General features: G+C 64.1%; 22 protein-coding genes. 4 read left to right on the forward strand and 18 right to left on the reverse strand.

The annotated features are described in order from the left end of the window. A partial coding sequence (locus K3F49_RS00005; protein WP_234678752.1) for a hypothetical protein occupies window positions 1–226 on the forward strand: 226 nt, incomplete at its 5' end. A 754-nt stretch (window positions 227–980) separates the two neighbouring features. Here the strand turns inward: K3F49_RS00005 and K3F49_RS00010 are convergent. The 13 genes from K3F49_RS00010 to rpoZ form a co-directional block, all read right to left on the reverse strand. Then, a complete protein-coding gene (locus K3F49_RS00010) occupies window positions 981–2,525 on the reverse strand; it encodes a GMC family oxidoreductase (protein ID WP_234678753.1) in 1,545 nt (514 codons plus the stop codon). A gap of 4 nt (window positions 2,526–2,529) precedes the next feature. Then, window positions 2,530–4,080, reverse strand: a complete 1,551-nt coding sequence (locus tag K3F49_RS00015) for an ABC transporter substrate-binding protein (RefSeq protein WP_234678754.1) — start codon at window positions 4,078–4,080, stop codon at window positions 2,530–2,532. Window positions 4,081–4,368: 288 nt separating this feature from the next. After that, window positions 4,369–6,627 (reverse strand): DNA topoisomerase IV subunit A, encoded by a 2,259-nt coding sequence (gene parC / locus K3F49_RS00020; protein ID WP_234678755.1) that lies wholly within the window; start codon window positions 6,625–6,627, stop codon window positions 4,369–4,371. A gap of 60 nt (window positions 6,628–6,687) precedes the next feature. Beyond that, window positions 6,688–6,966 (reverse strand): hypothetical protein, encoded by a 279-nt coding sequence (locus K3F49_RS00025; protein WP_234678756.1) that lies wholly within the window; start codon window positions 6,964–6,966, stop codon window positions 6,688–6,690. A gap of 125 nt (window positions 6,967–7,091) precedes the next feature. Further along, window positions 7,092–7,844 (reverse strand): DNA repair protein RecO, encoded by a 753-nt coding sequence (gene recO, locus K3F49_RS00030; protein ID WP_234678757.1) that lies wholly within the window; start codon window positions 7,842–7,844, stop codon window positions 7,092–7,094. A gap of 70 nt (window positions 7,845–7,914) precedes the next feature. Next, window positions 7,915–8,295 (reverse strand): hypothetical protein, encoded by a 381-nt coding sequence (locus K3F49_RS00035; RefSeq protein WP_234678758.1) that lies wholly within the window; start codon window positions 8,293–8,295, stop codon window positions 7,915–7,917. A 21-nt stretch (window positions 8,296–8,316) separates the two neighbouring features. Next, window positions 8,317–9,243: a GTPase Era gene (gene era / locus K3F49_RS00040; RefSeq protein WP_234678759.1), complete on the reverse strand. Its 927-nt coding sequence runs from the start codon at window positions 9,241–9,243 to the stop codon at window positions 8,317–8,319. Further along, on the reverse strand, window positions 9,233–10,156 hold the full coding sequence (gene rnc, locus K3F49_RS00045; protein WP_234678760.1) for a ribonuclease III: 924 nt from the start codon (window positions 10,154–10,156) through the stop codon (window positions 9,233–9,235). The genes era and rnc overlap by 11 nt, the downstream gene beginning before the upstream one ends. Next, window positions 10,153–10,917 (reverse strand): signal peptidase I, encoded by a 765-nt coding sequence (lepB, locus tag K3F49_RS00050; protein WP_234678761.1) that lies wholly within the window; start codon window positions 10,915–10,917, stop codon window positions 10,153–10,155. The genes rnc and lepB overlap by 4 nt, the downstream gene beginning before the upstream one ends. Before the next feature lie 261 nt (window positions 10,918–11,178). Continuing rightward, on the reverse strand, window positions 11,179–11,598 hold the full coding sequence (acpS, locus tag K3F49_RS00055; protein WP_234678762.1) for a holo-ACP synthase: 420 nt from the start codon (window positions 11,596–11,598) through the stop codon (window positions 11,179–11,181). Then, the gene (locus K3F49_RS00060) at window positions 11,595–12,347 is read right to left on the reverse strand and encodes a pyridoxine 5'-phosphate synthase (protein WP_234678763.1); all 753 of its coding nucleotides are present in this window, start codon (window positions 12,345–12,347) and stop codon (window positions 11,595–11,597) included. Before K3F49_RS00060 ends, acpS begins: the two co-directional genes overlap by 4 nt. 45 nt (window positions 12,348–12,392) lie before the next feature. Then, entirely contained in the window at window positions 12,393–14,678 is a 2,286-nt protein-coding gene (locus K3F49_RS00065; RefSeq protein WP_234678764.1) for a RelA/SpoT family protein, read from the reverse strand. A 210-nt stretch (window positions 14,679–14,888) separates the two neighbouring features. Continuing rightward, a complete protein-coding gene (gene rpoZ / locus K3F49_RS00070; RefSeq protein ID WP_014494742.1) occupies window positions 14,889–15,281 on the reverse strand; it encodes a DNA-directed RNA polymerase subunit omega in 393 nt (130 codons plus the stop codon). 331 nt (window positions 15,282–15,612) lie between these two features. On the opposite strand from rpoZ, the gene K3F49_RS00075 reads away from it, so the two are divergent. Together K3F49_RS00075 and K3F49_RS00080 are read left to right on the forward strand one after the other, a co-directional pair. After that, window positions 15,613–16,257: a LabA-like NYN domain-containing protein gene (locus K3F49_RS00075; RefSeq protein ID WP_148773836.1), complete on the forward strand. Its 645-nt coding sequence runs from the start codon at window positions 15,613–15,615 to the stop codon at window positions 16,255–16,257. Then, entirely contained in the window at window positions 16,238–16,912 is a 675-nt protein-coding gene (locus K3F49_RS00080) for a uracil-DNA glycosylase (protein WP_234678765.1), read from the forward strand. Before K3F49_RS00075 ends, K3F49_RS00080 begins: the two co-directional genes overlap by 20 nt. On the opposite strand, the gene K3F49_RS00085 is transcribed toward K3F49_RS00080, so the two are convergent. The 4 genes from K3F49_RS00085 to dapA all read right to left on the reverse strand — a co-directional run bounded on the left by K3F49_RS00085 (window position 16,909) and on the right by dapA (window position 19,417). Continuing rightward, window positions 16,909–17,502 carry a peroxiredoxin gene (locus tag K3F49_RS00085; protein ID WP_234678766.1) on the reverse strand — a complete coding sequence of 198 codons (594 nt, stop codon included), beginning with the start codon at window positions 17,500–17,502 and terminating at the stop codon, window positions 16,909–16,911. The genes K3F49_RS00080 and K3F49_RS00085 overlap by 4 nt on opposite strands. 4 nt (window positions 17,503–17,506) lie before the next feature. Next, complete coding sequence (gene smpB / locus K3F49_RS00090; protein ID WP_148773839.1) at window positions 17,507–17,980, reverse strand: SsrA-binding protein SmpB; 474 nt, start codon at window positions 17,978–17,980, stop codon at window positions 17,507–17,509. A 73-nt stretch (window positions 17,981–18,053) separates the two neighbouring features. Further along, window positions 18,054–18,467, reverse strand: coding sequence for a large conductance mechanosensitive channel protein MscL (gene mscL, locus K3F49_RS00095; RefSeq protein ID WP_234678767.1), 414 nt, complete (start codon window positions 18,465–18,467; stop codon window positions 18,054–18,056). A gap of 59 nt (window positions 18,468–18,526) precedes the next feature. Then, window positions 18,527–19,417 carry a 4-hydroxy-tetrahydrodipicolinate synthase gene (dapA, locus tag K3F49_RS00100; RefSeq protein WP_234678768.1) on the reverse strand — a complete coding sequence of 297 codons (891 nt, stop codon included), beginning with the start codon at window positions 19,415–19,417 and terminating at the stop codon, window positions 18,527–18,529. Window positions 19,418–19,713: 296 nt separating this feature from the next. On the opposite strand from dapA, the gene K3F49_RS00105 reads away from it, so the two are divergent. After that, on the forward strand, window positions 19,714–22,128 hold the full coding sequence (locus K3F49_RS00105; protein WP_234680540.1) for a transglycosylase SLT domain-containing protein: 2,415 nt from the start codon (window positions 19,714–19,716) through the stop codon (window positions 22,126–22,128). A 542-nt stretch (window positions 22,129–22,670) separates the two neighbouring features. On the opposite strand, the gene K3F49_RS00110 is transcribed toward K3F49_RS00105, so the two are convergent. Beyond that, the gene (locus K3F49_RS00110; protein WP_234678769.1) at window positions 22,671–24,182 is read right to left on the reverse strand and encodes a porin; all 1,512 of its coding nucleotides are present in this window, start codon (window positions 24,180–24,182) and stop codon (window positions 22,671–22,673) included. Between the last annotated feature and the right edge of the window lie 225 nt (window positions 24,183–24,407).

Genomic DNA, 24,407 nt, shown 5'->3' on the forward strand with positions numbered 1-24,407 from the left:
AGCCTCGTCGGGCAAAACACCCGCGCAAATTCCCCACTCCGCCTGTCAAGCCCCGCTCGCAGAAATATTCCACTTTACCGAAATTCGGATTTATCGTACAAGCGAAACACCCTGGCCTTCGACAAGGGGCGGATCGCGATCGTACCGAACTGCGGGCCAGGCAGCGATGGACGCGACGGCGTCGGGCGTGATGGCGTTGCAGGGCGGCTTTGGCCGTGAGCAATGACCTCGCGCGGACGAACACGGCGCTGACAGCGTCTTCGCATGGTTTCGGGTGTGAGCACACGCCAGCGCCCGGAGTCCCAGCGAAGACGTGCGCGGACGAACAAGTCGTGTGGTCCTGACGCCCGGAGCCTGTGCGTCAAGTCCTGTGGTGATGCGGGTGGCCCAACCGGGCGCTCACATCAGTCATCCGCTGGGCGACGGGGGCAATAGTGCATCGCTCCCCGGGGAGAGCACGAAGGACACGTTAAAACCATCGCGCAGGGAAGGCCGGGCGATCCGGCGAACCTGCGGTCCACCCCGTGTGCATTTCCATGGCGCACGGACCTGCGGGTGCCAGCCGGCGCCCGGCCTTCCCTGCGCCCTCGTCTTTACGAGGGCGATGCGACAGGTAAAACTCGGGCGACATGCGCCGCGAGAAGGCGATGGCGTGGCTGCTGTTTGAAATGTGAATTGGAGAACGATGGCCTCGCCACTTGCTCCGTCATTGCGAGGAGCCCTTGCGACGAAGCAATCCAGACTGCACCCGCGGAGAAATCCTGGATTGCTTCGCTCCGCCCGCAATGACGAGGTTAGAGCAGCGCGCCCTACTTTCTCCCCGTCACCCTGAGGTGGCCGCTTCTTCAGCGGCCCTCGAAGGGCGACGGCCCCGGCTGCATCAGCGGGGCCGCTCATCCTTCGAGGCTCGCGATGGGGCGCTCCGCGCCCCATCACTCGCACCTCAGGATGACGGGTCGAGTGGAATTTGGCGCGTAAAACTACCGCATCATCATCCGCGCGATTGCCTCGCCAATCACCACCGTCGTGAAGTGGGTGTTGGCGCGGCAGTCGGACGGCATGATCGAGGCGTCGGCGACACGCAGGCCCGAGATGCCCTTCACCGAGCCATCAGGGTTGACCACCCCATCGGCGTTGCCAATGCCGGTCATGCGGCAACTGCCGGCGGCATGCTGGATATCGCCGGTTTCACGGCGCAGCAGCGCATCGAGCTCATGATCCGGCAGCGCCGCAGCTTGTGGCAGCGTCAAATCGGTGTCGGCCAGCCTGATCCAGTCGGCGATGCCGGCAAGGGCCGGCTGCGAGGTGATCACGGCCAGCCGTTTCACTGCATCCATCATGCGCAGCATGTCACGGGGATCGGCCAGCATGTTCTCCTCGACGATGGGATCGACGGATGGATCGGTCGAAGCCAACTTGAGCGTGCCGCGCGAATAGGCGTTGAACAGGCCGGCGCCGATCGCACCCGGCACGCCGATGCCGCGGTGATTGAACGCGATTAGGATCATGTCGCGCTTGCCGCCATTGGCGAGACCGGAGGAATAGGTCACGCAGCAATTGGTGTGGCGGGTGTCGGGATCGGTCGGCCGCAGATTTTCGTGAAGCCCAATCGTGGCCCGGAACAGCGGGTGATCGAAGAAGTGCCTGCCCACCGGCAGATCGCGCGCGACCGCGATCCCCATCGCCTTCAGCTCCTCCGCCGGTCCGACGCCCGAGCGCAGCAGGATCGCCGGGCTGTGGATGGCACCGGCGCACAGCACGATCTGACGCGCGCTGATGTCGCTGGTGCCCTGCCCCTCGGTGTGAACGCGCAGACCGGTCGCACGGCCATCGCTGATCAGAACGCGATCGACCAGCGTCTTGCCCCGGATCTCCAGATTGGCGCGGCCGCGCGCAGGCTCCAGATAGCCCTCGTTGGTTGTGATGCGGCGGCTGTCGCGGCTGTTGATGGGATAGCAGGCGACGCCTTCACCATCGGGACCATTGAGGTCGGCACACCAGGGATAGCCGCTCGCCAGCGCCGCGTCGCGCAGGCCGCGATCGATCGGGCCCCATTTTTCCGGTGGCGCGCGATAGACCGGCAACGGCCCGCCGCGGCCATGCCCCTCAGCATCGCCAAATTCCAGATCGTCCTCGATCACCGAGAAGAGCGGCATCACCTCCCTGGCCGACCAGCCGGTGCAGCCATTGGCGGCCCATTCGTCGAACGCGTCCGCGACGCCGCGAATGGCGATCTGGCCGTTCATCATCGACGAGCCGCCGAGCCCTTTGCCGCGCCAGTAGAAGCGCGGCTCTTGCCCGGCCACGCGGCGCGTCAGGAGATCGGGCCACTGCCACTTCTCCTGATACTCGCGCTTGTGAATGATCGGGATCGGGTTCGGTGTCCTCACTTCCCAGGGCGCGTCGTCGGCGCGCCAGTCGAGGCCCGCTTCAAGCAGCAGGACGCGCCGTGACGGATCCTCGGAGAGCCGCGCCGCAACAGCGGCGCCGGCCGAGCCGCCGCCGACAACAATGACATCGTACATCGCGTTACTTCTCAACGTTCCAGAACACCGGGATGGCGGACGGTATCAGACCGCGCAGAGTGGTGCGATAGGCCGCCGGCTGCGCGAACTGGCCCCACGGGATCGCAGGCGCCTGATCGTACATGATGCTCTGGATCTCACCGGCGATTGTCTTGCGATCGTCCTCGGCAGGCGCCTTGGCAAAGGCCTGCATCAGCGGCGTGATGCGCGGATCGCACTGCCAGCCGGTGAAGTCGGCGCAGTTGAAGGCCACCATGACGTTGGTCAGCGGCGAGCCGAGGTCAAAACCGCTGGCGTGAACGCCATAGACGCTCCAGCCTTCCTTCTTGGCGCGGCGCGCCAGCACGCTCGCCCAGTCCATCACCTGGAGGTCGACGTTGAAGCCGGCCGCCTTCAGCCGTTCGGCCAGCACCTGTGCCGAGACCCGCGGAGCTTCGAGGTCGTTGGCCTCCATGACGACGACGGGCTCGCCGGCATATTTCGTCGCCTTCAGCGCGGCCTTCGCGGCCTCGATGGACGGGCTTGCCGCAGCCTCGGTGCCGGCCTTGCTTTCATACGTGGTGCCGCAGGTGAAGAAGGTCGCACAAGGCGTCGCGTATTTGGCATCGAGCCCGAGCGCATCGAGCACCTCGCGCTGATCGACCAGCTTCCACAGCACGCGCCGGATCGCGGGATCGTCGAACGGTTTTGATGCCGCATTGAGACGATAGGCGCCCGCAAACATGTTGCCGCCGGTGAAGTTGACGAGCTTTACGCGAGAATTCTTCTCCAACTGCGGCAGGAGGTCGAACGGCGCGTACTGCATGAAGTCGATTTCACCGGCCTGCAGCGCGGAAGCCGCCGTCGCAGCATCGGGAATGACGCGGACCTCGAGCGTATCGATGTTCACGCGCTTGCCGCCGGCGAGGAAGTCGGCAGGCTCCGGGCGCGGCACGTAGTCAGCGAACTTCTTCAGGATCATGCGATCGCCGGTGCGGTGATCGGCCTTGCTGTAGACGAACGGGCCGGAGCCGATGATCTCGCTGATGCGCTGGTCGCCGGGCGTCTTGGCGATGCGCTCGGGCATCATGAAGGCGACGGGGCTGACGGGGTTGCCGAGCGCGTCGATGACGAGGCCTGACGGCTCCTTCAGCGTCAGCACGAAGGTTTTTGCGTCGGTCGGCTCGAGCGAGGCGGTGATCGCAAAAATCCGACGGCCGAGCGCGCTGCGGGTGCCCCAGCGGCGCAGCGACGCGACGCAATCGGCTGCCGTGACCGGCTGGCCGTCGTGCCACTTCAGACCGTCGCGCAGCGTGAAGCTGTAGGTCAATCCATCCGCGGAGACCTTCCAGTCCTGCACCATCTGAGGCTTGACGTCGCCCTTGGAGTCTTTCGCAAACAAGGTATCGAACACCATGTAGCCGAACGTGCGCGAAATATAGGCCGTGGAGAAATGCGGATCGAGCGTGACGATCTCCGCCTCGAGCACCGCGACGAGATTGCCTGCGGCATGCACCGGCGCCGCGGCGATCGCGATAGCGCACAGAGCCGGAATGAAAGCCTTCAGCTTGAACATTGGTTTCTTCTTGCCTTTTGACGAAGCGTTTGCAGTCGCAAGGAAAAAGCAATGTTCGTGCCGTCGGAAGGATGCACTTATGCGCACGCGACTATCTGCCACGCGTTTGCAGGATGCGCACTTTTGAGTTGGAGAGCGACGCTATCGCAGCTCGTCATTGCGAGCGCAGCGAAGCAATCCAGACTGCGACCGCGGAAAGACTCTGGATTGCTTCGCTGCGCTCGCAATGACAGCAGGGAGGTAGCGTGTTCCTCCACAGCCGTCGTTGCCCGCAGCGAGAGCCCGCTCCTACCCGATCACCTTGCCGAACTTGTTCGACTTCGGGAAACCCTTCGGCGGCAGGCGGCCGGCATCGGCGCGGGTGCCTTGCCACTCGGCGAGCTCCTTGGTGGTCGCGGAGAACTCGCGGCCGGCGGAGTCTCTCCAGGTCAGGCCTGCCTTGGCCTCGAAGACCGCGACGTCGGACAGGCCGCCGTCCTTGTACTTCTGCAGGCGCACGCCGCGGCCACGCGCCATCTCCGGCACCTGGTCGAGCGGGAAGATCAGCATCTTGCGGTTCTCGCCGATCACCGCGACGGTGTCGCCGATCACCTCGGTAACCGTGCGCGCCTCGTTCGGCATGTCGACGTTGAGGACCTGCTTGCCCTTCTTCGTCGTGCCGACGCAATCGTCCTCGTTGACGACAAAGCCCTGCCCCTCGTGGCTCGCGACCAGGAATTTGCGGCCGCCCTTGTTGACGAACAGCGTGACCAGCGCGGCCTCCGGCTCGAGATCGATGAATTGGCGGATCGGCTCGCCATGGCCGCGGCCGCCCGGCAGCTTCGCCACGTCGATCGAGAAGAACTTGCCGTTGGTCGCGAACAGCAGCAGCTTCGAGGTGGTCTCCGCGAAGAAGGCGAAGCCGAGCTTGTCGTCCTGCTTGAAGGCGAGCCCCGAGAGATCCTCGACATGGCCCTTCATGGTACGGATCCAGCCCTTGTCGGAGACCACGACCGTGACCGGCTCGCGCTCGACCAGGGCTTCCTCCATCGCGGCGAGATCGTGCTCGGGCGCGTCGGCAAAGGTGGTGCGGCGCTTGCCGAGCGGCGTCTTCGGTCCGAACATGTCGCGGACCTTGCCGACCTGCTCGGCAACCTTCTTCCACTGCTCGGGTTCCGAGGCGAGCAGGCCTTCGATGCCCTTCAGCTCCTCGCGCAGATCCTTGTCCTCTGTGCGGATTTCCATCTCTTCAAGCTTGCGCAAGCGACGCAGGCGCATGTCGAGGATTGCTTCGGCCTGCACCTCCGTAAGCTTGAATGTCTTCATAAGAATCGGCTTCGGCTCATCCTCGTTGCGGATGATCCTGATCACCTCATCGATGTTCAGGAAGGCGATCAGATAACCACCGAGGATCTCGAGCCGGTTCTCGATCTGCGCCTTACGAAAATTGCTGCGGCGGATCAGGACGTCGCGCAGATGGTCGAGCCATTCGCGCAGGCACTCTGCGAGCCCCACCACCTTGGGCACGCGGCCCTTGATCAACACGTTCAGGTTCAGCGGAATCTTGTTCTCGAGCTCGGACAGCCGGAACAACGATTCCATCATCAGCGCCGGATCGACGTTCTTCGATTTCGGCTCGATCACGATGCGGACGTCTTCGGCGGACTCGTCCCTGATGTCGCCGACCAGCGGCAGCTTCTTCTGGTCCAGCAGCTCGGCGACCTTCTCGATCAGGCGCGACTTCTGCACCAGGAAGGGGATCTCGGTGACGACCACGACCCAAACGCCGCGCGCGCCCTCTTCCTGCTCCCACCTGGCGCGGACGCGGAACGAGCCGCGGCCGGTCGTGTAGGCTTCAGCGATGGCCTGCTTGGAATCGACGCAGATGCCGCCGGTCGGGAAATCCGGACCCTTCACCCACTTCAAGAGCGCCTTGGACTTCGCGTCCGGCTTCTCGATCAGATGCAACGCGGCGTCGCAAAGCTCGGCGGCGTTGTGCGGCGGGATCGAGGTCGCCATGCCGACCGCGATGCCCTGCGCGCCGTTGGCGAGCAGGTTCGGGAAGCCGCCAGGCAGCACGACGGGCTCTTTCGACTGGCCGTCGTAATTGGCGCGGAATTCGACGCCGTCCTCGTCGATGCCGTCGAGCAGAAGCCGCGCGACATCGGTCATGCGCGCTTCGGTGTAGCGGTAGGCGGCCGGATTATCGCCGTCGATATTGCCGAAATTGCCCTGGCCGTCGACCAGCGGGTAGCGCGAGGAGAAGTCCTGCGCGAGACGCACCATGGCGTCGTAGATCGCCTGGTCGCCGTGCGGATGGAACGAGCCCATCACGTCGCCGACGATTTTTGCGGATTTCTTGAAGGCGGTGCCGGGGTCGAGCCTGAGCAGGCGCATGCCGTAGAGGATGCGCCGGTGCACTGGCTTCAGACCGTCGCGCGCGTCGGGCAGCGCGCGGTGCATGATGGTGGAGAGCGCGTACGCGAGATAGCGCTCTTCCAGCGCCTCACGCAGCGGCACATCATGAATTTCGGCCGGTTCTTCCGGCGGAACGATTCGTTTTCCCATGCCGCCCGGTTAAACCGTGGAAGCGAATCGGGCAAGGATGGATTGGTTCCCCGTGGGCTGCTACTGCCCTGCCCAGCCGGCGGTCACCGTTGGCTGGACCTTGGTCGGGGGCGTCGCCGGCGTGTTCGCCACACAGCGGCGGGCAGCCTCGATTTCGGCCTCGGTTGCGCCATGGGACCGCGCCCATGTCTCTGCGGCCGCAGCGGAATATTTTGCGACATAGTAGCGGACGACGGTGCAGGATGCCCGGCGAAACACGCCAGGTTGCGGCTCGCCGGCCATTGCGTCAGGCGCAAAAGCCAGCAGCGCCGCGGTCAGCGCAAAACCCCTGATCAACATTTGGGCTGTCCCCCGTTATGGAACCTACGGGCCAATTCGAGGAACCCGATTTCGTTCCAAGGGAACCCATGTCCTGCGGCTAGGCAGGGGCGCGATCGTTCATGGCCCCGGGGAGCGCCGCCATTTTATGGCGCCGGAAGCCCCGATTTGGCCTCCTGCCGGGTCAGGGCATTGATGAAGCCGGCGCGCGCGTCGGAATGGGCCTGCCCGCGCGGTTCCAGCACATGGCGCAGCAGGAACAAGCCGGTCAGCCGAAAGCCGTCCTGGAGATCCTCGTCGGTGAGATCGCTCGCGGCTTCGCCATGCCGCAGGAACGGCGGGAGCCGCAGCAACCGGTCGCGCCAGGGCTCGCCCGCGCCGCGCGACACCGCGCCGCCGGATTTGGGCGACACGTAGATCAGGTCGGTGGTCTCCCCGGTCACGGCGCAGTTTTCGAGCGCAAGCCGAAAGCCAAGCTCGGAGAGCATCGCCAGCTCGAAATGAATGAGGTGCACGGCCGCGCTGCCGATGTCGTCGAAATCGTCGAGCGAATGTTCGAGCAGCGCAAAGATGTCCGCGTGCGGATCTCGCTCCGGCAGCAGCCGCGCAATCGAGGCCAGATGGGTGACGCCGTAGACGCCATGGGACGATCCCAGCAGCGTCGCCGCGCGCAGCTTCAATCCCTCGATCGCGTATGTGCCGAGATGCTCGTCGAGCCGCGCCCGCCACACCGCGCTGACGCTGTTGCCGGGTTGCAGCAGCGGCCGCAGCCGCGAACTCGCGCCGCCGCGCACGAGGCCGAGATGCCGGCCATGCTGGCGCGTCAGCAGTTCAACGATGGCGCTACTTTCGCCATGCCGCCGCACGCCCAGCACGATGCCTTCGTCAGTCCATTCCATGCGTTGAAGTGTAGCGCAATTCGAGCGCTCGTAGGGTGGTCAAAGCGAAGCGTGCCCGCCAATTTGATCGTCACGCGTTGAACCAGCCCTGTGCGTCGCCGGTGAACGAGAAATACAGCCCGAACCCCGTCAGCACGCAGGAGACGATCTCGATGACGCTATCGAGCTCGAGGCCCTTCTCACCGAGGATCTGACCGAGCGAGATCACTGACAGAACCAGCGCTGCCGCCAGCACCCAGCGCGGCCAGTTCTTGCGCCAATGGGCGGCCAACCAGACGAAATAGACCAGCAGCAAGATCATCCCGCCGGCGAGCAGCGTAGCCGTCATGATCATCTGCTCGGTCATCTCGATGGTGGGCGTGCGGTCCTGCACCGCCACCGACAGTGCATCCAGCATCAGCGATGCATAGAGCAACGCTTCGAAGCGCCGGACGTTCGTAGGCACGCTCATCAAACACCGATCTTTTCTTGCTTATTCCTTGGGAAATTCCAGGCCCATCTCGCGGTAGCGATCGGGATCGTCACCCCAGTTCTCGCGCACCTTCACGAACAGGAACAGATGCACCGGCACGCCCAGGATCTCGGCGAGCTCCTTGCGCGAGTCCGCGCCGATCGACTTGATGGTGGCGCCGCCTGCGCCGAGCACGATCTTGCGCTGGCTCTCGCGCTCGACGAAGATCGTCTGCTCGATGCGCACCGACTTGTCCTTGCGCTCCTCCCACTTGTCGGTCTCGACCGTGGACTGGTAGGGCAATTCCTGGTGCAGCTTGCGATAGATCTTCTCGCGCGTGATCTCGGCCGCAAGCTGCCGCATCGGCGCGTCCGACATCTGGTCTTCGGGATAGAGGAACGGCCCCGGCGGCACGATCTCGGCAAGTGTATGCCTGAGGTCATCGACACCGTCGCCCGAGATCGCCGCGATCATGAAAGTCTTCGCGAACGGCATGCGCTCGTTGGCGGCCTGCGCCAGCGCCAGCAGCTTCTCGCGCTGGACCAGGTCCACCTTGTTGATGACCAGGATCTTCTCGTGTTTCACGCTGGCGACCTTGGCGAGGATCGCCTCGGCCTCTTCGTCGATTCCCGCCTTGGCGTCGAGCAGCACGCAGACGAGGTCGGCGTCATGCGCCCCGCTCCAGGCAGTCGAGACCATGGCGCGGTCGAGCCGGCGCTTGGGCAGGAAGATGCCGGGCGTGTCGACCAGGATGATCTGCGCGTTGTTCTCGATCACGATGCCGCGGATCAGCGCGCGCGTGGTCTGCACCTTGCGCGAGACGATCGTGACTTTGGCCCCGACCAGCGCATTGACCAGCGTGGATTTGCCGACGTTCGGCGCGCCGATCAGCGCAACGAAGCCACAGCGCGTAGCAGTAGGCGCCTCGCCGCTTGTTTCAGCCGTCATTGCCGCCGCCAACACCTTCACGTTCGATCATCACTGAAGCAGCCACCTTCTCTGCCGCGCGCTTGCTGCCGCCGGTACCTTCGGCCGGTGCCAGTCCCGGGAGGTCGACCGCGACACGAAACTCCGGATCGTGATGCGGGCCGGTGCGCTCGACCTCGCGATAAACAGGCGTCGGCAGTCCCTTCCCCTGCGCCCATTCCTGCAGCACGGTCTTGGGATCGCGCAGCGGCCGCCGCGGCTTGTGCATGCGCTCGGTCCAGTTGCGCTTGACGAACTCGTCCGCCGCCGCATGGCCGCCGTCGAGGAAGATCGCGCCGATCACGGCTTCGCAGATATCACCGAGGATGGATTTGCGCAGGCGCGCATCGGCGCTGGAGCCGACCGAGCCGAGCTTGATGTCGTCGAGCAGACCGAGCGACTTGGCGACGTCGGCGCAGCTTTCCTTGCGCACGAGCTCCGCAAGCCGCTTGGACAGCTCGCCCTCATCGGCGTTCGGAAAGGCATGATAGAGCATGTCGGACACGACAAGCCCAAGCACGTGGTCGCCGAGGAACTCCAGCCGCTGATAGCTGTCGCCGCGCTTGCGTCCGGACTTCAGCGCCGAGACATGCGTGATCGCCTGCATCAGCAGATTCGGATCGGCAAAGTTGTGGCCGATGCGCGCTTCGAGCGCCGCGCTCGCGTCAGCCGCCGCCTTTGCCTTGTCCTTGGCCTTGCTGCTCCGCGTCCGCTTCTTCGCCAGCGGCTTGGCTTCAGCCGCCTTCACGTCGGGAGACTTGGTATCAGGAGTCTTGCTGTCAGGAGTCTTGCTATCAGGAGTCTTGGTCGCAAGCGTCTTGGTTGCAGCTTCGCTCTCGGGAGCGGCTTGCGCCTCGATCGGTTGGGTCGCGATGTCCTTGGCTTCGTCTTTCATCGGACGATTTTGAAGAAGCGATTCCAGCGCACCGCCCACGGCCAGCGCCAGAACATCCAGGCATGCTCGCCTTCGGCGATCGAGAAGAAGATCATCTGGGCGCGGCCGATCAGGTTCTCCCGTGGCACGTAGCCAACCTGGCCGAGGAAGCGGCTGTCGGTGGAGTTGTCGCGATTGTCGCCCATCATGAAGAAATGGTCGGGCGGCACGGTGTAGACGTTGGTGTTGTCCATGTAGCCGTTGTCGGCGCAATCAAGCGTCTCGTAGGAGACGCCGTTCGGCAGCGTTTCCTTCCAGCGCTTCACCCGCGAGATGCCGCCGCCTTCGGAGCCGCAGGGATCCTCGCCGACAAATTCGCTCAGGCGCTGGCGCTCGACCGGAGTGTCGTTGATGTAGAGCAGCCCATCCTTCATCTGGACGTGGTCGCCGGGCAAGCCGATCACGCGCTTGATGTAATCGGTGGTGTCGTCCTTCGGCAGCCGGAACACGACGATGTCGCCGCGGTTCGGGTCCGAACCCCAGATCCGTCCCGAGAACAGCGGCGGCGAGAACGGGATCGAGTAGTGGCTGTAGCCGTAGGAATATTTCGAGACGAACAGATAATCGCCGACCAGCAGCGTCGCCTTCATCGAGCCGGACGGGATGTTGAACGGCTGGAACAGGAAGGTGCGGATCACCAGCGCGATCAGGAGAGCATGGATCACGACCCGGATTGTTTCGCCGACGCCGCTTTCAGTTTTCGTTCCCGAAGTCACGCTCATTGCTCTCTCAATTCCGGCCGGCGATCACAGAACGCCCTCCTCTCGCGAACGGCCCACCGGTTCGCGGCCCAAGGAGATTGTCCTGATTCTGACAGTGAGGGCCAATTCCGGCGTAAAGCCGAATTTGCCCAGCCTGATTTGCATCCGCGGACTTTTAGACGGTTGCCGCAGGCCACGCAATCAAGGATCGCATCAAAAACCCGTAAGGCGTTGAATTTTAATATGAATTATAAAATTTCCACCCCGCCCCTCAGGAATCGGTCAGGGCTTGGCCAGCGGCACGGCGGAAATGATCACGAAGGCCTGCGCCAACGGCCAGTCGTCGGTGATCGAGAGGTCGATCTGAGCTTCGAATCCCTCCGGCGTGAGGGCCTGGAGCCGGGCCAGCGCCCCCCCGGTCAGCCGCATGGACGGCTTGCCCCCGGGCAGGTTGACCACCCCCATGTCGCGCCACCACACGCCCTGCCTGATGCCGGTGCCGAGCGCCTTGGAGCAGGCTTCCTTGGCGGCAAAGCGCTTGGCGTAGGTCGCCACCACCATCTTCTCGTTCTTGGCCCGCCGCTCCGCCTTGGCCCGCTCGGCCGCGGTGAAGATGCGGTCGAGGAAGCGCTCGCCATGGCGCTCCATCACCTTAGCCACGCGCGTGATGTCGATGAGGTCGGACCCGATGCCGATGATCATGCCCGGCTCCGTCCGACATCCATCGCCGCGCGCATCTTGCGCACCGTCTCGGCAAGACCGACGAAGAGCGCCTCGCCGATCATGTAGTAGCCGATGTTGAGCTCCATGATCTCAGGCAGCGCGGCGATCTTCTCGGCCGTGGCGTAGTCCAATCCGTGGCCGGCATGGACCTCGAGCCCGGCGTCCTTCGCGAGCTTCACGCCCGCCACGATCCGCCGCCACTCGGCCTCGGCCTTGTCAGCGTGACCGTCGACCACAGCGTCGCACCAGGCGCCGGTGTGAATCTCGATCACGGGCGCGCGCAGTTGCGCCGCCATTGCGATCTGCGCAGGGTCCGCGGCAATGAACAGCGAGACGCGGATGCCGGCATCGTTCAACCGCGCGATATAGGGCGCCAGCGCATTGTGCTGGCCGACCGCATCCAACCCGCCCTCGGTCGTCACCTCCTGGCGCCGCTCCGGCACCAGGCACACCGCATGCGGCTTGGTGGCGAGCGAGATGCGCATCATGTCGTCGGTCGCCGCCATTTCGAAATTCAGCGGCCTGGAGATCTCCGCCTTCAGCCGCGCCATGTCCTCGTCGCGGATGTGCCGGCGGTCTTCACGCAGATGCGCGGTGATGCCGTCGGCGCCGGCCTCGATCGCGAGCAGAGCGGCGCGGACCGGATCGGGATGGCGGCCGCCGCGCGCGTTACGGACGGTCGCGACATGGTCGATATTGACGCCGAGGCGGAGCGGAGGTGCGGGCATTTCAGGGCTCACGGGATCGGAGGAACAGGCGACTGCGACAGACGCCTATCCATTAACACGTTCGACACGGGCGACGACCGCCTTGGCGCGCAGCTGGGCCAGGATCGCGCTCAAATGCTTGAGATCGTAGACTTCGAGATCGATCGTCGTCTCCGTGAAGTCGGGCGAGCGGCGCTGCATGCTGATATTGTCGATGTTGCCGTCGTGCTCGGCGATCACGGTCGCGATCTGCGCCAGGGCGCCGGGCTCGTTGACGTTCTCGACCTTGATGCGCGCCGGGAAGCGCTGCGGGGCGGAATCCTCGATGTCCCAGCGCACGTCGAGCCAGCGCTCCGGCTCCTCCTCGAAATCCTTCAGCGCCGGCGACTGGATCGGATAGATCGTGATCCCCTCGCCTGGCGTAACGATGCCGACGATGCGATCGCCAGGCACGGCGCCGCCGTTCGGCGCGAATTTCACCGGCAGGTCGGAATTGTTTCCGCCAATAGGGATCGCAACCGGGCTGCGCGACGGCTCCGCCGCCTTCTCCTTGAGCTTGGCGGCGAGCCCCTTCTTGACGCCGTAGCGCGCGACGCGCTCCTCCTTGTAGTCGGGATACATCGCGCGCGCGACGTGGGAGGCCTTGATCTCGCCCCGGCCGACCGCCGCCATGACATCCTCGATCGAGGTGCGCGCCAGCCGCGGCAGCGCGCCCTTGAGCTTGTCGTCGGCGTATTCGATCTTGGCGCGCTCGAACAGGCGCTCGACGATGCGCCGGCCGAGACCGGCATATTGATCGCGCACCGCGGTGCGCGTTGCGCGCCGGATCGCGGCGCGCGCCTTGCCGGTGACGGCAAGCGTCTCCCAGGCCGAGGGCGGTGCCGACTGGGCTTCCGAGGTCAGCACTTCGACTTCGTCGCCATTCTGAAGCTCGGACGACAGCGGCGCGAACTGGCCGTTGATCTTGCAGCCCACCGCACTGTTGCCGACGTCGGTGTGCACGGCATAGGCGAAGTCGATCACATTGGCATGGCGCGGCAGCGCGATCAGCTTGCCTTTCGGCGTGAAGCAGAACACCTGGTCGTGGAACAGCTCGAGCTTGGTGTGCTCGAGGAATTCTTCGGGGTTGGCGCTCTCCGAGAGGATGCCGATGGTGTGGCGCAGCCAGGCGAACGCGGTCGACTCGCGCTTGAGGAATTCGGTCGGCGAGCCCACGCCTTCCTTGTAGAAGACATGCGCGGCGATGCCGCGTTCGGCGATCTGGTCCATCGCCTCGGTGCGAATCTGCAGCTCGACGCGCTGGTTGCCGGGGCCGATCACCGTGGTGTGAATCGAGCGATAATCGTTCTGCTTCGGCGTCGAGATGTAGTCCTTGAAGCGCCCCGGCACGACCGGCCAGGTGGTATGGACGATGCCGAGCGCCCGATAGCAGGCCTCGATGTCGTTGACGACGACGCGGAAGCCGAAAATGTCGGACAGCTGCTCGAAGCCCACCGACTTGCGCTCCATCTTGGTCCAGATCGAGAACGGCTTCTTGCTGCGGCCATAGACCCGCGCGCCAAGGCCCTTGTGACGCAGATTGTTGGAAAGCTGCGCCTCGATCTCGCCGATCAAATTGCGATTGCGTTCGGCGAGCGCGTCGAGCCGCTGCATCACAACCGAATAGGCGTCGGGATCGAGGGTGCGGAAGGACAGGTCCTCCAGCTCCTCGCGCATCTGCTGCATGCCCATGCGCCCGGCCAGCGGCGCGTAGATGTCGAGCGTCTCCTCGGCAATGCGCCGGCGCGATTCCGTCGGCACGAAATCGAGCGTGCGCATGTTGTGCAGGCGGTCAGCGAGCTTGACCAGGAGCACGCGGACATCGTCGGCAATGGCCAGCAACAATTTGCGCAGGTTCTCGGCCTGCTTGGCCTCGCGCGACACCAGTTCTAGTCGCTTCAGCTTGGTCAGGCCCTCGACCAGCGCGCCGATCTCGGGGCCGAACAACTGGTCGATCTCGGCCCGCGTCGCCTCGGTGTCCTCGATCGTGTCGTGCAGCAGCGCAGCGACGATGGTCGCGTCGTCGAGCTTCAGGTCGGTGAGAATCGCCGCGACTTCGAGCGGGTGCGAGAAATACGGATCGCCGGAAGCGCGGGTCTGCGAGCCGTGCGCCTTCATGGCGTAGACATAGGCGCGGTTCAGCAGGTCTTCGTTGGTGTTCGGATTGTAGGACCGGACGCGTTCGACGAGGTCATATTGGCGCATCATGCGCGCGCGCGGCTTCGCTGGCCGTGCCACCGGCGCAGTCGGGGCCACGGCAACCGATTCGGTTGCGCCCTGCATCTGCGTCGATCTGCGGCGTCGATACACCATGCCGTCCTGCCTTCAAACAGACCACGAAACGGCCCGTTGTATACATCCTAAGCTCCGATCGCGGACACTGCCGATCAATTCAATGACAGGCACGCGGCGCAAACCGGCAACGCTATGGTAACCACGGAAACGCCAACAAAAGCAAAGGCCCGAACGCGGGTTCGGGCCTTTGATAAGATCACAAGAAGTCGACGATCGCGATTAAGACGATTACTCGTCCTCCTCGGGCTGCTCTTCCGGCGGCGCGAGGCCTTCGAGGCCCTTCAGGAGCTCCTCTTCGGTCATGCGCTCGACAGCCACCTCGGTATCGTCGGCATCGACGCTGGCGCCGGCGGAACCGATCAGCGGCACAGTGTCCGGCTCGGGCTCGTCCACCTCGACGAACTTCTGGAGGGAGTGCACCAGCTCCTCGCGGAGGTCCTCCGGCGAGATGGTCTCGTCGGCAATTTCACGCAAAGATACAACAGGGTTCTTGTCGTTATCGCGGTCAACCGTTAGTTGTGAACCGGACGAAATCATGCGGGCACGGTGGGCGGCCAGCAGGACCAGGTCAAACCGGTTGTCGACCTTGTCGATACAATCTTCTACGGTGACGCGAGCCATAGACTGTCGCTCCGTTGTGGGTGGGACGAAATATGTGGATGATTGGGGCTAGTTATAGGGGCCGGGGCGGTTTCGCAAGGCAAATTTGTGATTTGGCCTCGCCAAACGCCTCTGCTACCTCCACATTGGGGCTGGGATGGGTGGTTTCCCGGGCTGCCATTGAGGGCGGCGCCGGGAGTATGAGAGTCCGCCATAACTATACCTTGATTGCCCCGACTTCTCCGGATTTGCGGTTTCGACGGGTTTCGGCAGGGCTTTGAACTGCGCGGCTTGCTGCCGCTGCGCCAACAATAAAACGATCAATCACGAACACACTACGCGAGCAAACTGAATGTCACCTTCCCCTACCAACAAGATCGCGCTCTTCATCGACGGGGCCAATCTTTACGCAACGGCGAAAACCTTAGGCTTCGACATCGATTACAAGCGCCTTCTGAAGGAATTTCAGAGCCGCGGGACGCTGTTGCGGGCGTTCTACTACACAGCGATCATCGAGGATCAGGAATATTCCTCGATCCGTCCCCTGATCGACTGGCTCGACTACAATGGCTACACGGTCGTCACCAAGGCGACCAAGGAATTCATCGACGCCTCCGGCCGCCGCAAGGTCAAGGGCAACATGGACATCGAGCTCGCGGTCGATGCCATGGAGCTTGCCGAGCACATCGACCAGATGGTGCTGTTCTCGGGCGACGGCGACTTCCGCTCGCTGGTCGAGGCCGTGCAGCGCCGCGGCGTGCGGGTCACGGTGATCTCCACCATCGCCAGCCAGCCGCCGATGATCGCCGACGAGCTGCGCCGCCAGGCCGACGTCTTTACTGATCTCGTCGAGTTGCAGTCCAAGCTTGGCCGCGACCCGTCCGAGCGCCCTGCCCCGCGCGATCGCGGCGAGCGCGAGGCGCGCCACCACGCTCCGCAGTTCCTCCAGCGCGCGACCACGATGGCGCCGAGGGGCGATGACGACTTCGAGGAGTGAGGCTGCCCGGTCCAGCCGCCAGGCCCCCACCCTCGTTCCCGACCGTGACTGTCCGCTCTGTCCGCGCCTGGTCGCCTTTCGCGAGGCGAACCGCGCGCGCGAGCCGTCCTGGCACAATGCGCCGGTGCCACCGTTCGGCGATATCGAGGCGTGCCTATTGATCGTCGGCCTCGCGCCGGGCATGCAGGGCGCCAACCGCACCGGCCGCCCCTTCACCGGCGACTATGCCGGCGACCTGCTCTACGCCACGCTGCTCGAATACGGATTTGCCAAGGGCAGCTATCAGGCCCGGCCCGACGACGGCCTAAAGCTTGTCGACTGCCGGATCGCCAATGCCGTGCATTGCGTTCCGCCGCAGAACAAGCCGCTGCCGGTCGAGATCAACACCTGCCGCCAGTTCCTCATCGCGAATCTCGAGACGATGCCGAAGCTGCGTGCGATCATCGCGCTCGGGCGGATCGCGCACGACAGCGTGCTTAAGCCGCTGAACTTGAAGGCCTCGCAAGCACCCTTCGGCCACGGCGCCGTGCACCAGGCAGGCCGGTTCAAGCTCTACGACAGCTATCATTGCTCCCGCTACAACACGAACACGGGCGTGCTGACGACGGACATGTTCCGCAGTGTGTTTGCGAAAATAAAGGCCGACCTCGACTAGGCCTTTGCCGGAGTCTTTGCAGGATTGGCCTTCAGCCAGTCCAGCACGTCGCCCGCGTTCCGGTCGGGCGGAAACACCGGATAGAACACATGCGAGATCCCAGCGTCGTCGACGATCAGCGCGAGGCGCTTGATCAACGTCAGGCCCGCAACCTCCATGGTCGGCAGATTTAGCGCGCGCGTGAGCGCCAGCTTTTCGTCCGACAGCACCGGGAATGGCAGATGCAGCCGCGACGCCATCTCGGTCTGGTAGGCGTTGCTCTGGGTCGAAAGCCCGAACACGTGTGAGGCGCCGGCGGCCTTCAGCTCGGCGAACAAGTCGCGAAACGCGCAGGTCTGCGGCGTGCAGCCCCGCGCCCCCGGGATCATGTCCCAATCGTCGACCAGCGAGATCTTGCCGGGCTCGCCGGTGCGCGGATAGGCGAACACCACGGTGCGGCCGGGGAGCGCCGACAGATCGACCGAATTGTCATCGGTCGCACGCAGGCTGATCGTGGGCATCGTTAGGCCGGTCAGATGCGCGGCGCCGCCGTCGTCGGCGGGTGCTGGAATCTGGCTCCAATCGACCTCGAGCAGGTTCTTCTGGTTCATCTCGCTATCCCCTCGCCCGCATCAGCCGGCCCTTCTCCCGGCTCCAGTCGCGCTTCTTCTCGGTCTCGCGCTTGTCGTGCAGCTTCTTGCCCTTCGCAACCGCTAGCTGCAGCTTGGCCCGCCCGCGTTCGTTGAAGTAGAGCTTGAGCGGAATCAGCGTCATCCCCTCGCGGTCGACCGCGCCCATCAGCTTGTTGATCTGACGGCGATGCAGCAGCAGCTTTCGCGGCCGCTTCGGCTCGTGGTTGAAGCGGTTGCCCTGGAGATATTCGGGAATGGTGGCGTTGATCAGCCAGATCTCGCCGTCTTTGGAGTCGGCGTAGGACTCCGCAATCGTGCTCTTGCCGTTGCGGATCGACTTCACCTCGGTTCCGGTCAGCGCAATGCCCGCCTCGACCGTATCCTCGATCGCATAGTTGAAGCGGGCCTTGCGATTTTCCGCCATGACCTTGATAGGACGTTCGTTCTTATCGGCCATGACCTAGGAAACCTGAACAACAAACCTGATCGAGATGCGCACGTAAGCTAACAGTTTGGATGAAGCGCGCGCGTCACTTCTTGAGGAGATCGCGGATCTCGGTCAGCAGCGCAACCTCGGCCGATGGCTTCGGCGGCTCCGCGGGGCTGGCCTCATCCTTGCGCTTGAACTGGTTCATGGTGCGGATCACCATGAACAGCACGAAAGCGATGATGACAAAGTTCACGACCAAGGTGAGGAAGCTGCCGTAAGCCAGTACCGCACCCTGCTTCTTGGCTTCGACGAGATTGGTCTGCGTGACGTTTTTGGAGAGTCCGACGAAATAGTTGGAGAAATCCAGACCGCCGGTGACTGCGCCGATGATCGGCATGATGATGTCGTTGACCATGGACGTCACGATGGCACCGAAGGCGGCGCCGATGATGACCGCAACGGCGAGATCGACGACGTTGCCCTTCATCGCGAATTCGCGGAATTCCTTCAGCATGTCCGTCCCCTCTCTTCGGTGTCACGCACCGGATTGTCCGGCCGCGAAATCCCCAAATCTCAGTTGATCAGGCCGGCATGCACCATGGCGCTGCGCACGGCGGCGCGGGTCGACTCGGACACCGGAACCATCGGCAGCCGCAGCGTCTCGTCGAGCTTGCCGAGCAGCGACATCGCGTACTTGATCGGCGCCGGATTGCTCTCGATGAAGAGGTTGTTGTGCAGCGGCATCAGCTTGTCGTGGATCGCGAGCGCCGCCTTGGTGTCGCCCTTCTGCCAGGCTGCGTGGAACTCCGCGCACAGGCGCGGCGCGACGTTCGAGGTCACCGAGATGCAGCCATGGCCGCCATGCGCCATGTAGCCGATGATGGTGGCGTCCTCGCCGGAGAGCTGGTTGAAGTCCTCGCTTAATTCAGCGCGCTGCTGCGACACGCGCACCATGCTGGCCGTGGCGTCCTTGACGCCGGCGATGTTCTTCAGCTCCCACAGCCGCTTCATCGTGTCGACCGACATATCGATCACCGAGCGCGGCGGGATGTTGTAGATGATGATCGGAATCCCGATCGCATCATTGATCGCCTTGAAGTGCTGATACATGCCTTCCTGGGTCGGCTTGTTGTAGTAGGGCGTCACCACCAGCACGGCGTTGGCGCCCGCCTTCTCGGCATGCTGGGCGAGCTCGACCGCTTCCTTGGTGGAGTTGGAGCCGGCGCCGGCGATCACGGGCACGCGGCCCTTGGCCTCCTCGATGCACCATTCGACGACCTTCTTGTGCTCGTCATGGCTGAGCGTCGGGCTCTCGCCGGTGGTGCCGACCGGGACCAGGCCGTTGGTGCCTTCGGAGATCTGCCAGTTGACCAGGGAGCGGAACGCCGCCTCGTCGAGCGAGCCGTTCTTGAACGGCGTGACCAAGGCGGTGAACGACCCCCGGAATTTCGTCTTGGCTGCCATGGACTTCCTCCGTACGCGGCGAGATTTTAGAGCAAGCCCCATTCTTATCGGGTCTGTCCGGCCGGTAAAAGACCTGCCGCCCATCGACGCACCGTTTAGGCCGCGATTTTGCCGCGGTGGTGGTGCAAACCCGGCGAAGGTAAGCGGCTGTTGGTATTTTGTCCGCATATTCAATCAAATACAGCCAGATCTTGTACAGATAGGTCTTGAGCCAATTGACTGATTCGGGGCGACGAACCTCCGTGACCTCCTTTCCTCGTGCCGCATGGCGATCTGCTGGTCTGGCCGTTTGCCTGATGGCCGGCCTGTCGATCGGCTGCGTCGCCTTGGCCAAATCCAATGAAGCGGCCGACGACACCGCGAAGGAACCCGCCAAGCAGGCGACCAAGGGACCCGCGAAACCAGCCGTCAAGCCGTCCGCGAAGGACGAGACGAAGGGATCTGCCAAAGGGTCGGCCAAGGAGACCGCCAAGAGCACGGGCAAGGAAGCGGCCAAGGAGACCGCCAAGGGCGCGAGCAAGGGAGGCGCTTCCGCGCCGGCCAAGGATGCTGCGAAGAAGCCCGCCGGCAAGGATGCCGCCAAGGACAAATCGAAGCCCGCTGCCGCCGCCTCCGCGCCAAAAGCACGGCCGACCGCCAATGCTCCGGCCTCCCGGACCACGCCGGCGGTGACGGCCACTGTCAGACCTTCCGCGCCGGCCCCCGGCTCCGCCAAGCCTGTCGCAGCGCCGGTGCTGGCGCCCGCGACCCGCCAGCACGCCGCGCCGCGCAAGCCGGTCACGCCGGCCGCGGTTGCTGCGACCTCGTCGACGTCGCAGGCCGACAAGGATACGCTCGAGAACGTCATCGAGCTCGTCCGCAAGCGCAAGGCGGGCGATGCCACGAGTTACGCCGATTCGATTTCGGATCCCGTCGCGCGAAAGCTTGCGGAATGGATCATTCTGCGCAGCGAGGACAACGGCGCGAGCGTTGAGCGCTATCGCGCCTTCCTCTCCGCCAATCCGAGCTGGCCGTCGCAGACCTTCCTGCGCCGGCGCTTGGAGGCTGCGATGTGGGACGACAGGCGCGACGACTCCGTCGGCTGGTCGTGGTTCGAGAACGAATCCCCCGTGTCGGCCAAGGGGCGCTTCGTGCTTGCCAAGGCGATGCTGGCGCGCGGCGATCGCGCCAACGCCGAGCGGCTCGTGCGCGAAGCCTGGCGCAGCGATCCGATGTCGGAAGACACAGAGAACAACGCGCTCGACCAGTTCGGCGCCCTGCTCACGCCGGGCGACCAGAAGGCGCGGATGGACACCCTGCTCTATGGCAGCGAGACCGAGGCTGCGCTGCGCGCCGCCAGGCGCCTGGGCGCCGGCTATGTCGCACTCGCCAAGGCCCGTATCGCCTCCTTCAAGAAAGCGCCGAACACGCGCGCGCTGCTCGAAGAGGTACCGCGCGAGCTGCACGGCGATCCCGGCTTCATCTTCAGCAAGATCCAGCTGCTGCGCCGCGAGGAGAAGTTTGCCGAAGCTGCCCAGCTCATGCTGTCGGCGCCGAAGGATCCGGGTCGGCTCTACAATCTCGACGAATGGTGGATCGAGCGGCGCCTGCTAGCGCGCAAGATGATCGACACCGAGGAATTCCGCAGCGCCTACCTGATCGCACGCGACGCGGCGCTGCCCTCGCGCGACATCTACAAGACCGAGCAGGAATTCACGGCAGGCTGGATCGCACTGCGCTTCCTCAACGATCCAGCGGCAGCCGCCCAGCACTTTGCCCGCATCGGCGTCGGCAGTGTCAATCCGACCACGCTGGCGCGTGCGGGTTACTGGCAGGGCCGCGCCGCGGAAGCCGCAGGCCGCCAGCAGGAGGCCCGCAACGCCTATGCCCGCGCCGCCGAGCAATCCACCAGCTATTACGGCCAGCTTGCGCGCGCAAAACTTGGTCTGCCGCAGATCGAGCTGAACAGCCAGCCACGCGGCCGCGGCTCCGAACGGCTGGAGATCGTGCGCGCGGCACAACTGCTTTACGAACTTGACGAGCGCGAACTCGCGGTGCCCATGCTCGCCGACATGGGCGAGAACGGCGATCCGGAGGCGCTGACCGGCCTCGGCGAGCTGACCCAACGCTACAGCGACGCGCGCGGCATGCTGCTGCTCGGCAAGGCCGCATTGAATCGCGGCCTGCCGTTCGATTTCTACGCCTATCCCGTCAACGGCATTCCGCAGTTCACGCAGATCGGCCCCGAGGTCGAGCGCAGCATCGTCTACGCGATCGCGCGACAGGAAAGCGCGTTCAATCCGTCCGTGGTCTCGCCGGCGCAGGCCTATGGCCTGATGCAGGTGACGCCGGACGCCGCGCGTTACGTCTGCAAACGGCACGGCGCGACCTATGACCTCTCGCGGCTGAAGAACGATTCGTCCTACAATGCGACGCTCGGCGCGGCGGAGCTCGGCGGCCTGCTCGAGGATTATCGCGGCTCCTACATCATGACTTTCGCCGCCTACAATGCCGGCCGCGGCAGCGTGAAAAAGTGGATCGACCGTTACGGCGACCCGCGCGACGCCAAGGTCGATGCCGTCGACTGGGTCGAGCTGATCCCGTTCTCCGAGACGCGCAATTACGTGCAGCGTATCATGGAGAACCTCCAGGTTTACCGCGCTCGCTTCGGCGGTGGCACGCGGCTCCAGATCGAGGCCGATCTGCGCCGCGGCGCCGGCAGCGTGGAATAGCGACCTTCTCTCTCGGGCGTAAGACGCTGCTCCTCGGTAACAGACGCGCGCCTCAGGCCGACACGACGTCGCCATCGCAGCAGCAACGAGCGCGAACCCCCGTGCCGCCGCGCCGTTGCCGCGACTTGGGCACCACGCCTGTCAGCTTTCCAGGACGGTCTTGAGCTTCTCATCTTCGGACCAGCCCCGCCGCTCGCCCGTGTCCACCATCTCAAGCGACTTCGAGCCGTTCCACTTGAGCCGTTCGACTTGGGCACTGCGCCTATCATGGCGCCATCGCCACTGCGGGACTGTCAAATCCAGGGTCTTGGCTCAATGCCCAAATACTGGCCCAAGTGCCGGCCAAGGCGCTGGTTCAAGTGTCCTGACGTCTCCGATCAGCACATCCAGGGATCTGAGCACCTTGGTCAGTTGATCGACCACAACCGGGTCGTCGATCATCTTTCGACTTGTGCGTCGCAAGGCCATCGTCACGCCGACAAACAGCAAAAAGCCCCCGGCGGTTTCCCGCCGGGGGCTTTCTATCGATCGCTAGATCGATCTTAGAAGGTGCGCTGAGCGCGAAGCATCAGGGTCAGGGAGTTCTGATCCTTCAGCTCATACACCGCAGGCGGCTTGGCAGCGGTACCAAGGAGCGCCGGAGCAGTGACCGTGCCGGAGAACTTCTGGTCCAGCATCGAATAGCTCAGGTCCGCCGTGAAGGCCAAGTTCTTGACCGGGGTCCAGACGGTGTTGACGCCGACGACGCCGAAGTTGAAGTCCGGGTTACAAGTCGCCCCGGCGTTCGCAATGTTGGCGAAGATGCCGCAGATCAGGGCCTTGCTGTTCGTGCCGTAGCTCAGGGCACCATAGCCACCGTAAACGCCGGTCACCCAGTAGGGGCTCCAGTTGTGGGTATAGCCGCCACGGACGCCCCAGGTCTTCACGGTCTCGATGCTGCCGCCAGCGCCGAAGACGCCGTCAGCAACGCCAGCCAAACCGATGCTCTGGTATGCACCAGGCACGCCCGTGCCACTGAACATGAAGAAGGTTGCCGGGAACAGGACCTGGAAGTTCTCCTTGCTCATGCCATCGGTGTAGACGGCCTGCAAGTTGATCGAGTCGCCAGCGCCGGTCGGGATGTTCTTGATCGACAACGAACCCTGAACCGCCCAGCCCCACTTGTCCGACGGGTGACCCGTGGGTTCCGTCGTGCCGTAGTAGGCAGCATGAAGATTATGTGCAGCAACCGAGAACTGGGCAAGACCCCAAGCCTGGTCAACACGGACGGCACCGACGATGTCGGGGGAGCGCGTTCCACCCCAATCGCTGGAGCCGTAAGCACTACCCGTAATCAACGCAGTGGCAGCAGCGAGCGGTGAAGCGAAGCCGGAGGTGTTCCAGAGGTTGCCCTGACCGTTCGACTGAGTGGTGGGCTCTTCCAAGGCGATCGAACCGGTGATGCCCTGGCCGAAGTCAGCGGTATAGGCGAACTGGTTGATACCGGTGACATGGTTGGAGCCGCCCGGAATGGTATCGGGACCGCCAGCCGGATAGCTCTGCCACGGCGCGTCGAAGATCGAGACCGTGCGGCCCATGGTGAAGCCAGCGAACTGGATGAACGCATGGTAGAGGCCGAGCGACGGTTGTCCGGTCGAGAACGCCGACGGGCTGCTGCCGGTGACGTTGGCCGTGTCATAGCTGAAGATCATGTCAGCGTAGGTACGAACAACGCCGTATTCGGTCGCCGTGCGGGTATCGACGTTGAGGTCCATACGAGCGCGGGTGTAGTAGTAGTTGGTCAAACGGTTGTTTGAGCCACCGTTCGCCGCGGCGGTGCTGTAGTTGAAACCGTAGTCGCCGGAGCCGCCGAAAATGGCGTCAGCGCGCAGGTAACCACCCAGCTTGATGCAGGTGTCGGTGCCGGGCATGTAGTAGAAACCCGCACCGTACAGGGAGCAGATCTTCACGTATTCGACCGCTTTGGCCTTCACGGGGAGATCGGCTGCCTGCGCTCCGCCCACGGCGATAAGACCCGCCGCTGAGCCGAGCAAAAGGCTCTTAACCAACTTCATGTTAAACCTCCAAGTTGCTCTTCAGGGAAGGTTACTGACCCGAATGGCCAATTCCCCAACCCCCTTTAAATCACCGCCTTGGCCACCTTCGCGTCTTCGGACACACCCGCATGAACGCGAGGGACTTAAGCGAAAGACCTAAACGGGACGACCTTGGGATGCCCCCCTCCGTCGCCCGATCACAATTACCGAACGTCCTTGCACACACAACAACAGAACGCTCCG

This window comes from Bradyrhizobium monzae, from assembly GCF_021458635.1.
GTDB lineage: Bacteria > Pseudomonadota > Alphaproteobacteria > Rhizobiales > Xanthobacteraceae > Bradyrhizobium.

What these genes read in the sequence shown, in the direction of transcription:
- recO (WP_234678757.1), bottom strand. Translation starts at nt 7,844, where the DNA reads ATGGAATGGACTGACGAAGGCATCGTGCTGGGCGTGCGGCGGCATGGC.
- K3F49_RS00060 (WP_234678763.1), bottom strand. Translation starts at nt 12,347, where the DNA reads ATGCCCGCACCTCCGCTCCGCCTCGGCGTCAATATCGACCATGTCGCG.
- rpoZ (WP_014494742.1), bottom strand. Translation starts at nt 15,281, where the DNA reads ATGGCTCGCGTCACCGTAGAAGATTGTATCGACAAGGTCGACAACCGG.
- K3F49_RS00110 (WP_234678769.1), bottom strand. Translation starts at nt 24,182, where the DNA reads ATGAAGTTGGTTAAGAGCCTTTTGCTCGGCTCAGCGGCGGGTCTTATC.
- K3F49_RS00025 (WP_234678756.1), bottom strand. Translation starts at nt 6,966, where the DNA reads ATGTTGATCAGGGGTTTTGCGCTGACCGCGGCGCTGCTGGCTTTTGCG.
- parC (WP_234678755.1), bottom strand. Translation starts at nt 6,627, where the DNA reads ATGGGAAAACGAATCGTTCCGCCGGAAGAACCGGCCGAAATTCATGAT.
- mscL (WP_234678767.1), bottom strand. Translation starts at nt 18,467, where the DNA reads ATGCTGAAGGAATTCCGCGAATTCGCGATGAAGGGCAACGTCGTCGAT.
- K3F49_RS00080 (WP_234678765.1), top strand. Translation starts at nt 16,238, where the DNA reads ATGACGACTTCGAGGAGTGAGGCTGCCCGGTCCAGCCGCCAGGCCCCC.
- acpS (WP_234678762.1), bottom strand. Translation starts at nt 11,598, where the DNA reads ATGATCATCGGCATCGGGTCCGACCTCATCGACATCACGCGCGTGGCT.
- K3F49_RS00035 (WP_234678758.1), bottom strand. Translation starts at nt 8,295, where the DNA reads ATGAGCGTGCCTACGAACGTCCGGCGCTTCGAAGCGTTGCTCTATGCA.
- K3F49_RS00075 (WP_148773836.1), top strand. Translation starts at nt 15,613, where the DNA reads ATGTCACCTTCCCCTACCAACAAGATCGCGCTCTTCATCGACGGGGCC.
- era (WP_234678759.1), bottom strand. Translation starts at nt 9,243, where the DNA reads ATGACGGCTGAAACAAGCGGCGAGGCGCCTACTGCTACGCGCTGTGGC.
- K3F49_RS00015 (WP_234678754.1), bottom strand. Translation starts at nt 4,080, where the DNA reads ATGTTCAAGCTGAAGGCTTTCATTCCGGCTCTGTGCGCTATCGCGATC.
- K3F49_RS00010 (WP_234678753.1), bottom strand. Translation starts at nt 2,525, where the DNA reads ATGTACGATGTCATTGTTGTCGGCGGCGGCTCGGCCGGCGCCGCTGTT.
- K3F49_RS00085 (WP_234678766.1), bottom strand. Translation starts at nt 17,502, where the DNA reads ATGAACCAGAAGAACCTGCTCGAGGTCGATTGGAGCCAGATTCCAGCA.
- dapA (WP_234678768.1), bottom strand. Translation starts at nt 19,417, where the DNA reads ATGGCAGCCAAGACGAAATTCCGGGGGTCGTTCACCGCCTTGGTCACG.
- lepB (WP_234678761.1), bottom strand. Translation starts at nt 10,917, where the DNA reads ATGAGCGTGACTTCGGGAACGAAAACTGAAAGCGGCGTCGGCGAAACA.
- K3F49_RS00065 (WP_234678764.1), bottom strand. Translation starts at nt 14,678, where the DNA reads ATGGTGTATCGACGCCGCAGATCGACGCAGATGCAGGGCGCAACCGAA.
- smpB (WP_148773839.1), bottom strand. Translation starts at nt 17,980, where the DNA reads ATGGCCGATAAGAACGAACGTCCTATCAAGGTCATGGCGGAAAATCGC.
- rnc (WP_234678760.1), bottom strand. Translation starts at nt 10,156, where the DNA reads ATGAAAGACGAAGCCAAGGACATCGCGACCCAACCGATCGAGGCGCAA.
- K3F49_RS00105 (WP_234680540.1), top strand. Translation starts at nt 19,714, where the DNA reads ATGGCCGGCCTGTCGATCGGCTGCGTCGCCTTGGCCAAATCCAATGAA.